Genomic DNA, 13,330 nt, shown 5'->3' with positions numbered 1-13,330 from the left:
CCATGGCAAGGAAATGGCGGATTGAGGGCAGGCCGGTCTTCAGCCGTGTCAGTTATCCGCCGCCGCCCAGAGCCACGGACATGAAGGCGCGGAATATCCCCGCCGCCTGCGACTGCGGACGGCTTCGTGCCCACGCCAGGCCCACGTCCATGCTCGGGATCTCCTGGTCGAGGGTGCGGAGTTCGATGCGCTGACTTTCGAGCGACCAGGGCCGGTAGACCATGTCTGAAAGGATCGTGACCCCCATCCCGGCCGCGACGAGCGAGCGCACGGCCTCGACCGAACTTGTCGCGAAGATTACGTTCGGCGACAGATTGGCCTTCTGCCAGTAGCGATTGGCGGTCACGCGCGCTTCGTCGACCGTCAGCATGACGTAAGGTTCTGCCGCAACCTCCTTCAAAGTGACATGATCAGCCGAAAGCAGCCTGTGATCGGCGGGCAGCCAGAGACGCCGCCGCGAGCGGAAGAGTGTTTCATGGTCAATCTCGGCCTGGTTCTCGAGGTTGGAGACCAGCATGACGGCCATATCGACCCAGCCATCGATGATCCCCTTCTCGATATCGCCGCGCTGAAGCTCGACCATCTCAATGTCGATATCCGGATATGCCCGGCGGAAACGCGTGTAGTGGCGTGACATGAAATAGCCAGAGACGGTGTAGGTCGCCGCGACGCGGAGCGATCCTGAGACCGTGCGCCCCTCGCCGAGTGGGCTGCGCACGGCGTCCTCGACGGCCGCCGCGATGTTCCGCGCATGGTTGAGAAAGCGCGCGCCCTCGATTGTGGGGCGCACGCCTGAGGGCGTGCGTTCCAGAAGCATGACGCCGAGTTGCGTTTCAAGCTGTTGTATCGCGGCCGTTACCGCTGACTGGGAGATGTTCATCTCCATTGCGGCATGACTGATCTGCCCGGTCTCGGCTGCCGCGATGAAATACCGGACCTGCTTGAAGGTCAGCGACATCAAATATCCGTATCGACTTTCTTTATATCATTCAGCAGTTTTTCGAATTTTACAATACGGTGAACTCGCCGCAACATCCTTTCGAAGTGTCATCTTGAGGGGGTGGAGATGGGAGTAACCATCAACTGTGACATGGGTGAAAGCTTCGGGCTCTACCGCATGGGCGATGACGCAGGGATGATGCCCTTCATTGACATCGCGAACGTCGCTTGCGGCTTCCACGCGTCCGACTTCAACCACATGCGAGCGACGGTGCGGCTGGCAAAGGAGCATGGCGTCAAGGTCGGCGCTCATCCCTCGCTCCCCGACCTTCAGGGCTTCGGACGGCGCGAGATGAAGATGGGCCGCGAGGAGATGGCAAACTGCCTCATCTACCAGATCGGCGCACTCTGCGGGTTCCTCAAGGCCGAGGGTATGGAGCTCAATCACATAAAGCCGCACGGCAGCCTCTTCGGCATGGCCGCCCGGCAGGAAGAAATCGCCCACGCGGTCTGCGACGCGGCAGACATCTATGGCGTGCCACTTCTGGGCATGACGGGTACGCTGCACGAGAAGATCTATCCAGCGCGCGGACACCGGCTGGTCGCCGAGTATTATGGCGACCTCGACTACCGGCCCGACGGTTCGCTGATCGTCACCCGCGAACACGACGCCAAGGACCCGGCCGAGATGGCGGCGCGCTGCCTTCGGGCGATCGAGAAGGGTGAGGGCACGGCAACGGACGGGTCGCACTTCCCCACGCGCTGCGACTCCATCTGCATCCATTCCGATACGCCGAACGCGCTCGACATCGCCCGAGCGGTGCGGAAGGCGATCGCCCCGTATTCCGACCGAAAGGAGTAACCCATGGCCCAGATCCTCTCGCCGCTTCCCGGCACCTTCTACCGCGCGCCTTCGCCAGACAAGCCGCCATACAAGGCCGATGGAGACGCGGTTGCAGTGGGCGACGTGATCGGGCTCATCGAAGTGATGAAGAGCTTTCACGAGGTCATGGCCGAGGTCGCGGGCACCAATGTCCGCTTCATGACCGACAACGAAGAGCCGGTCATGGCTGGCGCGGTTCTGGCGGAGCTCGACTGATGCTCAACAAGCTCCTCGTCGCCAACCGGGGAGAGATCGCGGTGCGGATCATCCGCGCCGCGCGCGATCTCGGGATTGCGACGGTTGCGGTCCATTCGGACGCGGACGCAACGGCGCTGCATGTCCAGATCGCCGACGAGGCTGTGAACATCGGCCCGCCGGCCGCGAGGAAGAGCTATCTGAACGCCGAGGCGATCCTGAAGGCGGCCGAAGCCACGGGGGCGGACAGTGTCCACCCGGGCTACGGGTTCCTCGCGGAGAACGCGAGTTTCGCCGATGCGGTCACGGCAGCGGGCCTTGTCTTCGTGGGCCCGTCCGGCGATGCGATCCGGCTCATGGGCGACAAGGTCGCCGCGCGGTCTGCGGCCTCGGCTGCGGGTGTGCCGGTCGTTCCGGGCTCGGACGGCCGCGTGGCCGGGATCGAGGAAGGACGCCACATCCTGATCGAAACCGGCTTTCCGGTGATGATCAAGGCTGCCGCTGGCGGCGGGGGCAGGGGCATCCGCATCGCGAGGGATCTCGCGGAGTTCGAGAAGTCCTTCCCGCAGGCCGAGGCCGAGGCTCTGGCCGCCTTCGGCGACGGCGGGCTCTACATGGAAAAGGTGATCGAGCGCGCGCGCCATATCGAGGTGCAGGTGCTTGGCGACGGGACGGACGCAATCCACTGCTTTGAACGCGAATGTTCGCTCCAGCGCCGGCGCCAGAAGGTCTGGGAGGAGGCGCCCTCCACCGCGCTCTCGTCGCGGATGCGGGACGAGCTTTGCCACAGCGCCGTGCGGCTCGCGCGAGAGGTCGGTTATTCTGGCGCCGGCACCGTCGAATACCTCTACGACGACGCCGACGACCGGTTCTACTTCATCGAGATGAACACGCGCATCCAGGTCGAGCATCCGGTGACCGAAATGATCACTGGCATCGACCTCGTGGCGGAGAGCCTGAGGATCGCAGGGGGCGAAAGGCTGAGGCTGAGTCAGCAGGACATCCGCTCGAAGGGCCACGCGATCGAGGTCAGGCTGAACGCCGAAGACCCGGCGCGGGATTTCGCACCATTCCCGGGAACCGTCGGAGCGCTGCGCCTGCCGGGCGGGCCCGGCGTGCGGTTCGATTCCATGCTCTACCCCGGCTATCAGGTGCCGCCCTTCTATGACTCGCTCCTCGCCAAGCTCATCGTCCACGCCGAGACGCGTCGTGACGCAATCACGCGGCTTTCACGCGCCCTCTCGGAACTGGAGATCGGGGGGATGAAGACCACGAAACCCTTGTTCCTCGAACTGGCGAAGGACGCCGAGGTGCAGGAGGGACGAGTCCATACGCGCTGGCTGGAAGGCTGGCTCGACCAGAATGCGGGCGCGCTTGCGTCCGAGCCGCAATCGTAAGGAAGGAGGGGCCATGTCTATCCGTTTCAGCTTTGGCGGCGATGAGCACATCTTCGCCGAAGTCTCAGAGGCCATGTCGCTGGAGGCGTTCTTCACGAGCCTCTCGATGACAAATGCAGTGCGCGAGGCAGGTATCAGCGGCGTGACCGAGATCTGCCCGGCGAACGCCAGTTTCCAGATCAAGTTCGATCCCGACGTGATCAAGCCGAACGATCTGCTGAACGAACTTCAGTCGATGGAGAGCGCGGCCTCCAAATCCGACGCGACGCTGAAGACCCGGATCATGGAAATCCCGGTCTACTATCAGGATCCCTGGACGCACGAGACGCTGATGCGTTTCCGCGAACGGCATCAGGACCCGAACTCGACCGACATCGAATACGCGGCCGAGATCAACGGCTTCAAGACGGTGGACGACTTCATCGCCGCCCATTCCGGCAGCCCCTGGTTCGTCTCGATGGTGGGCTTCGTCGCGGGCCTGCCGTTCCTTTACCAGATGGTGGAGCGCAAGCGGCAGATCGAGGTGCCGAAGTATCTGCGGCCGCGGACGGATACGCCGAAACTGACCGTGGGCTACGGCGGATGCTTTTCCTGCATCTACTCGGTCAGGGGCGCGGGCGGCTACCAGATGTTCGGCATCACGCCGATGCCGATCTACGACCCGAACCAGAAGGTGAGCTACCTCACCGAGGAGATGTGCTTCTTCAAGCCCGGCGACATAGTCAAGTGGAAGCCGATCACCCGCGACGAATACGACGCCGCCCTTGAAGAGGTAGAGCGCAATACCTTCGAGCCGGTCGTCCGCGAGTGCACCTTCAGCCTGACGGACTTCAACCGCGACATCGACGGAACCAACGCCAAGCTGATGGAGGTGCTCCATGGCCGTTAAGGTTATCACCCCGGGGCTCTCCACCACCGTGCAGGACCTCGGCCGGCCGGGCTACTACCACCTCGGCATCCCGCTGTCCGGCGGCATGGACCGTTTCGCGCTGCGCGTGGCCAACATGCTCGTCGGCAACGATGAAGACGCGGCGGTGCTGGAAGCCGTGTTCATGGGACCGGAACTGGAGTTCACCGCTTCCGCCACAGTCGCCGTGACCGGGGGCGACCTGCCGCCAAAGCTGAACGGCGAGGATCGCGAAGGCTGGGCGGCCTTCGAGGTGAAGGCCGGCGACCGGCTGTCCTTCGGGTTCCTCAAGGGCGGCGCGCGGGCCTATATCGCCGTCTCGGGTGGGATCGATGTGCCGATGAAACTCGGCTCGCGGTCGACATACACGCTGGGCGCGCTGGGCGGCCACGAAGGCAGGGCGCTTGTTTCCGGCGATGAACTGCCGGTCGGCGAAGGCAGGAAAGGCGGGGGCTCCGTGCCGACCGATCTGCGCCGGATGCCTGGCAACCCGGCGGAACTGAGAATGCTGCCGGGGCTTTACTGGCACCGCATCACCGCAGAAAGCGGCAAGCGGTTCTTCGCGGACACCTGGAAGGTCGCGCCCGAGGCGGACCGGATCGGTTATCGCTTCCGGGGCGGCACCGCGCTCGACTTCGTGCCGCGCGAGCAGCCTTTTGGCGCGGGCTCGAACCCGTCCAACATCGTCGATGCCTGCTATCCCTACGGCTCGATCCAGGTGCCGGGCGGGACGGAGCCGATCGTGCTGCACCGAGATGCGGTGTCGGGCGGCGGCTACATGATGCTGGGCTGCGTGATCTCGGCCGACATGGACCTGATCGGTCAGCTGCAGCCCCACGCACCCGCACGTTTCGTCGAAGTGAATATGGATCAGGCGCTGCAGGCGCGCGCCGACCGCAAGGCCGCGCTTCAGCGCGTGCGCGACCATCTTGGGATCTGACAGAAAGGATAGGATCATGGCGAAAGCCCTTATCGACCGCATGGCTCCATCGGTGCCGCACAGCCTGATCGCGCGTGCGGGGATTGTTCTGGCCGGGTCGCTGCTATTGGCGCTCTCGGCCAAGGTGCAAGTGCCGTTCTGGCCAGTTCCGATGACGTTGCAGACGCTTGCGGTCATGTCCATCGGCGCGCTTTTCGGGGCGAGGCTGGCGGGAGCGACGGTTCTCGCCTACCTGATCGAAGGCGCGTCCGGACTGCCCGTCTTCGCCTCGGGTGCGGGTCTTGCCTATATGACGGGGCCGACGGGCGGCTACCTTCTGGGATTCCTCGCTGCTGCCGTCTTCGCGGGCTGGGCCTTCGAACGCGGGTTCGCGCGTGGGCTGATCCCGACGCTTGCGATCTTCCTTGTGGCCGAAGCGCTGATCTTCAGCGCTGGCGTCCTCTGGCTCGCGGGCTTCACGGGCATGGAGAAGGCGCTGGCCGCAGGCTTGGTACCGTTCCTCCCGGGTGAGGCACTCAAGCTTGGTCTGGCCGCGCTTCTAGTGTCCGAGATCCGGCGGCGATTCCGGGACTAGGATGAGGTCGAACGGCGATGGTTCGCTCGCATCTCCTTGGGGGTAAGGCCAAAGCGGGCCCGGAAGGCGCGGGAAAACTGCGCCTGATCGGCAAAGCCGCGGGCATAGGCGATCTCGCCGATGCTGCGGCTGCAGGCCGGGTTCGCGAGGTCCTCCTGCGCGGCCTGCAGGCGGCGGTCACGGATCCACTGACCCAGAGTCTGGTTGGTATCCCGCAGGAGCTCATGGAGGTATCGCACCGAGATCCTGCAACCGGCCGCAACGTCGTCGGGCCCAAGGTCAGGGTCGTCGATGTGGCCGTGGACGAACGCCTCGATTCTGGCAAGGTGCGCGGCGCGGACGGACGAGGCGCCGGAGGTCAGCACGCGTTCGTCGGACTGGACCGCAAGCGCCAGGAGATCGACGAGCTGGCGCCCCACGGTCGCGCGTGTCTGCTCGCTCATCGCGTCGTAGCGCCCGGGGACGAGGTGCAGCATGTCGACGAAAAGACCGTTCGCACCGTTGGTCGCGTCGAATTCGAGAGAGCAGAACCGGTCGGGCGAACGCACCCGTCCGCCGAGCATGTCCGCGGACACCTTCATTACCCAGAGATCGGCGGCCTCGGCGTGGCTGAACTCATAGGGTTCGTGACTGCGCTCAAGGAAGAAAGCGCCGGGATTGGCGCGCACCTCCTTCCCGCACTGGCTGAACCGGACCTCGGACTTGGCGGGCACCGTGACCAGGAATTCCTCGGGGCCCTGAACCGAGAGATGGCGAGGCAGTCGGCGGTAGAAGAGGCCGTCGGAGGTAAGCCGCGAAAGCGAAACCTGACCGAGTTGCCAACTCGTCAGTTCGCCATCGAAAGCTTCGGGACGGCGGAAAGTGAGGTCGAGAGGGAAGTAGGTGCGGGCGATCGTTTCGTGCCAGTGGCGGCTGCGCGCGGCCGTATCCACACCCCGAGTTGTGATCGTCGTCTTCATCACCCGTACCTCCCATCTCGCAGTCTGGGACGCTGGGGCGTGGGCTGTAAAGCGCGGAATACGCGCGGCGCGTCGCTGTGCGCTCAGCGTCAAGAACACGTGCGCACGGTGCAAAGACGGTGCCGTCCAGGGGGCGCTAGCCTTTGTGTCGCAACGGTGCAGAGAACGCCGCGCGACAGGGAACCTCAGCGATTCGACCGGGCGATTTGCCCGCCGCTTGCCTTTTGCGCGGCCTCAAGAGAGAGGCACGATGATGGCTAAAGCTGCCAAGAAGCCCGTGAAGGTCGACCCTATCACCCTGTCGGTCGTGCGCGGCATTCTGGAAACCACCCAGCGCGAGATGACGCTCAGCCTGGAAAAGACCGCGCGGTCGAGCGTGTTCAACCTTGCGCATGACTATTCGACCGCGCTTTTCGACGCGCGCCCCGAGATGATCCTGCAAGGGCAGGACATCCCCATTCACCTCGGCTCCCTTATTCCGGCGATGAAGGTGGTATCCAAATACTTCGGGGACGACATCCACGAAGGCGACCTCATCATTCACAACGACCCGGCCTGGGGCGGTAGCCACGCCATCGACACCTGCTTCTACCGGCCGGTGTTCTGGAAGGGGAAGCTCAAGTACTGGACCGTCTGCAAGGGCCACCTGACCGATGTCGGCGGGCCGGTGCCTGCGGGCTACAACCCGAACGCCAAGGAGATCTACGCCGAGTGCCTGCGCATTCCGCCCGTTAAGGTCTGGGACCGGGGCGTAGTGCGCAAGGACGTCCTGAACATGATCCTGACCAACATGCGCGCCCGCCGCGACCAGGAGGGTGACTTCAACGCGCTGATCGGCGCCTGCCAGGTGGGCGAGCGCGCACTGCTCAGGATGCTTGAGAAATACGGCGAGGAGCAGGTCGACGCCTGCATCGACACGCTTCTGAACATGGCCGAGAAGCAGATGCGCGGGCTGATCGCCTCCGTGCCCGACGGCACCTACGAGGGCTCGGCGATCCTCGAGGATGCCGGTCACGGCTTTGGCGACTTCGAGATCAAGGCCAAGGTGACGATCAAGGACGACACCTGCCACATCGCGATCTCCTCTCCGCCGCAGGTGCCCTATTTCATCAACAGCTACGAGGGGAACTCCTACTCCGGCGTCTATCTCGGGCTGATGATGTTCGCCCAGCTCCCGCCACCCTACAACGAGGGGCTCTACCGCTGCGTGACGGTCGACATGGGGCCGAAGGGTACCTTGTGCAACGCCAAGGAACCAGCGCCGCACATGAACTGCACCACGACGCCGATGGAGACGCTCACCGACGCGGTGCGGCTCGCTTTCGAGAAGGCGGTGCCCGAGAAGGTCTCGGCCTCCTGGGGCCACGCCAACGGGCTCAACATCGCCGGCTGGGACAAGCGGCACGACGAGGAATACGTGACGATGGTGCTCGCCACCATCATCTCCGGCGCGGGCGCGACGCCGTCGCAGGACGGCTGGCACGCCTGCGGGCCGGAATGCTGCTTCGGCGCACTGACTTCGGGCGACGTGGAGCTTCTGGAATACTCCTACCCGATCATCATCCACCGCTATTCGCTGATGACCGATTCAGGCGGCGCAGGGAAGTTCCGTGGCGGGTCGGGAACCGCCTGGGAGGTCGAGCCGCTGAACGACGATATGACCTTCATCACCTTCGGCGAGGGTCGCCGCATTCCGGCCGTGGGCGCGGCGGGCGCGGCCTCGACGATGGTCGACAAGAAGGTCGGCCGGCTCGAACTGGTCAAGGGCGGAAAGGCCAAGACGATCCGCGAGAACGTGATCGAGGTGATCAAGCCCGGCGACCGGATTACCAACATGAACCCCGGAGGCGGCGGCTACGGCGACCCGATGGAACGCGCGGTCGAGAAGGTCGTCTCGGACGTGAAGAACGGGCTCGTCTCCGTGGAAGGCGCGAAGGAGGATTACGGCGTCGTCATCAAGGACCCCGCGACGCTTGCCGTCGACATGGCCGCAACCAACGCCCTGCGCGCGGAACGCCGCGCCGCGGCCGCGCACTGAGGGGGACGGGCGATGAGAACCGATTACCGACTGGGCATCGACGCGGGCGGCACCTTCACGGACTTCGTGCTGGCCGACAAGACCGGCAAGGTGCGTCTCTTCAAGGCGCTGTCCACGCCGCAGGACCCGACGCTCGCGATCAAGAACGGCCTGCACCTCATCACCGAGGAAATGGGCATCCCGGCCACCAAGATCATCCCGAACTGCGACCTCTGCATCAACGGCACGACGGTGGGGCTCAATGCGCTCATCCAGCACAAGGGCGCCAAGACCGGGCTCATCTGCACTGCGGGCCACGAGGACTCGCTGGAAATCCGCCTTGGCCACAAGGAGGACGGCTACCGCTATGACCCGGAGTACCCGCCGGCGACAATGCTGGTGCCGCGCTACCTTCGCCGTGGCGTACGCGAGCGGGTGCTGTCGGACGGTTCGGTCCGCATGGGGCTCAACGAGGAGGACGTGCGCCAGGCTTGCGAACTCTTCCTGGCCGAGGGCGTCGAGACGGTGGCGATCAGCTTCGTCTGGTCGGTGCTGCATCCCGACCATGAACGCCGGGCGGGTCAGATCGTGCGCGAGATGATGCCGAACGTGATCCTGACGCTCGGCTCGGAACTCTACCCGCAAGTGCGCGAATACACCCGCACCTCGACGGCGGTGGTCAACGCCTACCTCGCCCCGATCATGAAGCGCTACGTGGACGCGGTGGACGGCTACTTCCAGTCCCTGGGCGCCAAGCAGCCGGTGCGCTACTACCAGTCGAACGGCGGCCTCGCGATCGGCCAGGCGATGACCGACCGATCGGTCTACGCGATCAACTCTGGCCCGGCCTCCGCCCCCGCCGCTGGTCAATATGTCTCCGAACCCTTCGGAAAGACCGACGTGATCACCATCGACATGGGTGGCACCTCGTTCGACATCACGCTGACCAAGGGCGGCATCACGAACATCAACAAGAACATCGACTTCCTGCGCTACAGGATCGGCGTGCCGATGATCCAGGTGGAAACGCTCGGCGCGGGTGGCGGGTCCATCGGCTGGATCGACGAGATGGGACTGATGCAGATGGGGCCACAGTCGGCAGGCTCAGATCCCGGACCGGCCTGCTATGGGCAGGGAGGCACGCAGCCAACGGTTTCCGACGCGAACCTCGTGCTGGGATACCTGAACCCCGACGGCCTTGTCGGCGGCCGGCTGCCGCTTGACGCGAAGCTCGCCCGGGCGGCGATCAAGACCCACCTTGCGGATCCGCTTGGGCTGTCGGTGGAGCGGGCGGCATACGGCATGTTCACCATCGTCAACGCCAACATGGTGAACGGCATTCGCCGCGTGACCGTCGAGCGCGGCTATGACCCGCGGGACTTCGTGCTGGTCGGCGCGGGCGGCGCGACGGCGGCACATATCACCGCTCTTGCCGATGAGATGGGCATCGGAACCATCGTCCTGCCCAAGCTCGCTTCGGGGCTCTGTGCCTTTGGTCAGATCATCTCTGACGTGAAGTACAACTACATGGCCACCGCGCCGCTCCGGCTCGACAATGACGAGGCATTTGCGAAGATCGACAGTCTCTTCAACGAGATCGAGGCCCAAGGCATCGCCCATCTGAAAGCCGACGGGTTCGCCAAGAGGGACATCGAGATCCGTCGAAGCCTCGACATGCGCTACGTGGGCCAGGTCCATGAATGCACGGTCGAGGTGGGGAACTTCAAGGTCGACGCGAAGTCGATCGAGAAGATCAAGGAGGCGTTCCACAAGCGACACGAGCAGCTCTACACCTACTCGGAGCGTCACTCGACGGTCGAGGTGGTGAACATCGAAAGCACCGTCTACGGCCGTGTGGAAAAGCCGAAGCGCATGACGATTTCCAAGGGCAAGCCCATTGCATCGGCGCTGAAGGGGCATCGCGATGCGGTGTTCTCGATCGACGGCAAGCGGGTGAAGACGCCGGTCTACGATGGTGGCTTCCTGGGCGCGGGGGCGAAAGTCGCGGGCCCGGCGATCATCGAAGAGGTGACGACTACGATCGTGATCGAGCCCGGCTGGCAGGCCGTGCTCGACGAAAGCGGGTCCTATCTAATCACCAAGGGACGGAAGGGGGGCTGATGCAGCGGCTCAGCGCGGACAAGGTAACGGTTGCTTTCGACGGGCTCACGGCGCTGAGCGAGGTTGATCTGGAGGTCGCTCCCGGCCAGATCATCGGCCTGATCGGCCCGAACGGCGCAGGCAAAACCACCCTTGTCAACGTGCTGACCGGGTTTCAGGCCCCGACCAGTGGGGCCGTGATGCTGGACGGCACCGCCCTGTCGGGCCTCAAGCCGCACGAGATCCGCAGGCGCGGTGTGGCGCGGACCTTTCAGGGTGGTCGGCTGTTCCGCGATCTTCCCGTGATCGACAACCTCGAGGTGACGGGAGTAGGCCTCGGGCAAAGCCGTCGTGCCGCCATCGCCGAGGCCGAGCGGATGCTCGACTGGGTTGGCATCGCCCCGCTTGCGGAGCGGATTGCCGGAACGCTGCCCTATACCGATGAGCGCCGCGTGGCGATCGGACGGGCGCTCATGGGCAAGCCGGGGTTCGTCCTCCTTGACGAACCGGCGGCAGGCATGAGCGCGGCCGAGGCCGCCGATCTCTCTGCCCTGATCCGCCGGATCGCGGGAGAAATGGGCTGCGGAGTGCTGCTGATCGAGCACAACGTTGGGCTCGTGCTCGAACTCTGCGACCATATCGTGGTGCTGGATTCCGGCGCGGTCATCGAGGCCGGGTCGCCCGCCGAGATCCGCGTTTCGGAAAAGGTCCGCCATGCCTACATGGGCACTGCCGCCGAGACCGGTCTTCCGGTGCTGGAGGTGATGGAATGAGCCTTCTGTCACTTTCGGACGTCACCATCCGCTACGGTCGCCTGACGGCCGTTCGGAACCTCGCGCTGACGCTCGCGGAAGGCGAAATTCTCTTCATCACAGGCCCGAACGGCGCGGGGAAGTCCTCTCTTCTCCGCGCCATCGCCGGTGTGACGCCTCCGGCGGGCGGTCGGATCGATTTCGCCGACCACGACATCACTGGCCGTGCGCCCGAAGACATTGCGCGGCTGGGCCTGTCGATGGTGCCGGAAGGGCGGGACGTTTTCGGCTCGTTGACGATCGAGGAGAACCTTCTCGTCGGTATCGGCATGCATGCGAAGGAGCACAATTGGCGCGCCCGTGCGGCCAGCGGGCTCGAGGAGGTCTATGCGACCTTCCCAATTCTGAAAGAACGCCGAAATGCGCAAGCGGGACTTCTGTCAGGCGGGCAGCAGCAGATGCTGGTGATAGGGCGCGCGCTGATGACGAACCCGCGCCTCGTCGCCATCGACGAACCCTCGCTCGGCCTCGCGCCCAACATCATCGACCAGGTGTATGAACGGCTCATCGCGCTCCGCTCACAGCGGAAGCTGACGCTGCTGATCGTCGAGCAGAGCTCGACCCGCGCGATGATCGTCGGCGGGCGGATGATCCTGATGCGGGGCGGTGAGGTGCTGCTGGACGGCGACGCCCGTGCGATGGGGCAATCCGAGGCCATGCAGGCCGCCTACTTCGGCTACGGGGAGCACTGATGAGCAGCATTCTTCAGATCGTTTTCGATGCCCTGAGCCTCGGCTCGCTCTACGCACTCGGCGCACTGGGCATCGCGCTGATCTTCGGAGTGATGCGGTTGGTCAACTTTGCGCATGGCGATGTGATCTCTTTCTCGATCTTCGCGCTGCTCTGGCCCTCCACCGACGCCGTGGCGGTCATTTTTGCCGCGAACCTGCCCTGGTTCCTGCTGGTCCCCTTCGTGCTCGCCGTTGGCGCGGGGCTGTCGGTTCTGGCCGAGATCACCGTCTTCCGCCGCTTCCGCAACGCGAGCCCGGCGACAATGATGATCGCCTCCTTCGCGCTTGGCTTCGTCATCCGCTACTTCCTGCTGATGCTCTTTTCCTCGCGGCCGAAGTCGATCTCGCTTCTGCCTGCACTCTCCCAACCCGTCGAAATCCTCGGCGCGCGCATCCCCCTTCTGCAGGTCATCACCATCGCGGTGACGGTAGGGATACTTTTCGGCCTGACTTCCTTCCTGAAGCGCACCCGCTTCGGGCTGGAGATGCGCGCGGCAGCGGAGAACTTCACGATGGCGCGGATGCTCGGCGTGCGCGCCAACCGGGTCATCATGGGGGCCTTCGCGCTTTCAGGTGCCCTTGCCGCCTCGATCGGTCTCATCCTTGGCAGCCAAACCGGGACGGCCGACATACAGATGGGCGCGAACGTCATGCTGATGGCCTTCATTGCGACCGTCATCGGCGGCCTTGGCAGCCTCCCGGGCGCGGTCATGGCCGGCTTCCTGCTCGGTGCCGCTTCGGTCGTGATGCAGGTCTCGCTTTCGATTGACGCGCGGCCCTTCCGCGACGCGTTCGTCTACGGCGCGGTGATCCTTGTCCTCATCTTCCGCCCGCAGGGCCTGTTGGCCGCGCGCGGTACGAGAGAGAGGGTCTGAG

The 13,330-nt window shown here is 64.6% G+C and carries 13 protein-coding genes; 11 read left to right on the top strand and 2 right to left on the bottom strand.

The genetic code is table 11. The annotated features are described in order from the left end of the window. Window positions 1-52 precede the first annotated feature (52 nt). A complete protein-coding gene (locus ABCN56_RS02870) occupies window positions 53-958 on the bottom strand; it encodes a LysR family transcriptional regulator (RefSeq protein ID WP_343079259.1) in 906 nt (301 codons plus the stop codon). Window positions 959-1,066: 108 nt separating this feature from the next. Between ABCN56_RS02870 and ABCN56_RS02865 the strand changes: the two genes are divergently transcribed. From ABCN56_RS02865 to ABCN56_RS02840, 6 genes are read left to right on the top strand one after another with little or no spacing between them, the layout of a single operon-like run. Further along, entirely contained in the window at window positions 1,067-1,801 is a 735-nt protein-coding gene (locus tag ABCN56_RS02865; protein WP_343079258.1) for a LamB/YcsF family protein, read from the top strand. 3 nt (window positions 1,802-1,804) lie between these two features. Beyond that, window positions 1,805-2,038 carry an acetyl-CoA carboxylase gene (locus ABCN56_RS02860; RefSeq protein ID WP_343079257.1) on the top strand — a complete coding sequence of 78 codons (234 nt, stop codon included), beginning with the start codon at window positions 1,805-1,807 and terminating at the stop codon, window positions 2,036-2,038. Beyond that, the gene (locus ABCN56_RS02855) at window positions 2,038-3,414 is read left to right on the top strand and encodes an acetyl-CoA carboxylase biotin carboxylase subunit (RefSeq protein ID WP_425466065.1); all 1,377 of its coding nucleotides are present in this window, start codon (window positions 2,038-2,040) and stop codon (window positions 3,412-3,414) included. Before ABCN56_RS02860 ends, ABCN56_RS02855 begins: the two co-directional genes overlap by 1 nt. 13 nt (window positions 3,415-3,427) lie before the next feature. After that, window positions 3,428-4,303 (top strand): 5-oxoprolinase subunit B family protein, encoded by an 876-nt coding sequence (locus ABCN56_RS02850; RefSeq protein WP_343079256.1) that lies wholly within the window; start codon window positions 3,428-3,430, stop codon window positions 4,301-4,303. Further along, window positions 4,293-5,261, top strand: coding sequence for a 5-oxoprolinase subunit C family protein (locus ABCN56_RS02845; protein ID WP_343079255.1), 969 nt, complete (start codon window positions 4,293-4,295; stop codon window positions 5,259-5,261). The genes ABCN56_RS02850 and ABCN56_RS02845 overlap by 11 nt, the downstream gene beginning before the upstream one ends. A gap of 16 nt (window positions 5,262-5,277) precedes the next feature. Further along, window positions 5,278-5,835 (top strand): biotin transporter BioY, encoded by a 558-nt coding sequence (locus ABCN56_RS02840; protein ID WP_343079254.1) that lies wholly within the window; start codon window positions 5,278-5,280, stop codon window positions 5,833-5,835. On the opposite strand, the gene ABCN56_RS02835 is transcribed toward ABCN56_RS02840, so the two are convergent. Continuing rightward, complete coding sequence (locus tag ABCN56_RS02835) at window positions 5,832-6,794, bottom strand: AraC-like ligand-binding domain-containing protein (RefSeq protein ID WP_343079253.1); 963 nt, start codon at window positions 6,792-6,794, stop codon at window positions 5,832-5,834. The genes ABCN56_RS02840 and ABCN56_RS02835 overlap by 4 nt on opposite strands. A gap of 253 nt (window positions 6,795-7,047) precedes the next feature. Between ABCN56_RS02835 and capB the strand changes: the two genes are divergently transcribed. From capB to ABCN56_RS02810, 5 genes are read left to right on the top strand one after another with little or no spacing between them, the layout of a single operon-like run. Continuing rightward, a complete protein-coding gene (gene capB, locus ABCN56_RS02830) occupies window positions 7,048-8,832 on the top strand; it encodes a caprolactamase subunit beta (RefSeq protein WP_343079252.1) in 1,785 nt (594 codons plus the stop codon). A gap of 12 nt (window positions 8,833-8,844) precedes the next feature. After that, on the top strand, window positions 8,845-10,932 hold the full coding sequence (gene capA / locus ABCN56_RS02825) for a caprolactamase subunit alpha (protein ID WP_343079251.1): 2,088 nt from the start codon (window positions 8,845-8,847) through the stop codon (window positions 10,930-10,932). Then, on the top strand, window positions 10,932-11,684 hold the full coding sequence (locus tag ABCN56_RS02820; protein WP_343079250.1) for an ABC transporter ATP-binding protein: 753 nt from the start codon (window positions 10,932-10,934) through the stop codon (window positions 11,682-11,684). The genes capA and ABCN56_RS02820 overlap by 1 nt, the downstream gene beginning before the upstream one ends. Beyond that, window positions 11,681-12,415 (top strand): ABC transporter ATP-binding protein, encoded by a 735-nt coding sequence (locus ABCN56_RS02815; RefSeq protein ID WP_343079249.1) that lies wholly within the window; start codon window positions 11,681-11,683, stop codon window positions 12,413-12,415. The genes ABCN56_RS02820 and ABCN56_RS02815 overlap by 4 nt, the downstream gene beginning before the upstream one ends. Next, on the top strand, window positions 12,415-13,329 hold the full coding sequence (locus tag ABCN56_RS02810; RefSeq protein ID WP_343079248.1) for a branched-chain amino acid ABC transporter permease: 915 nt from the start codon (window positions 12,415-12,417) through the stop codon (window positions 13,327-13,329). The genes ABCN56_RS02815 and ABCN56_RS02810 overlap by 1 nt, the downstream gene beginning before the upstream one ends. Window position 13,330: the final 1 nt, after the last annotated feature.

Source organism: Ostreiculturibacter nitratireducens (genome assembly GCF_032670585.1).
GTDB classification, from domain to species: Bacteria; Pseudomonadota; Alphaproteobacteria; order Rhodobacterales; family Rhodobacteraceae; genus Ostreiculturibacter; species Ostreiculturibacter nitratireducens.
This window is presented reverse-complemented; position numbering and strand designations above follow the sequence as displayed.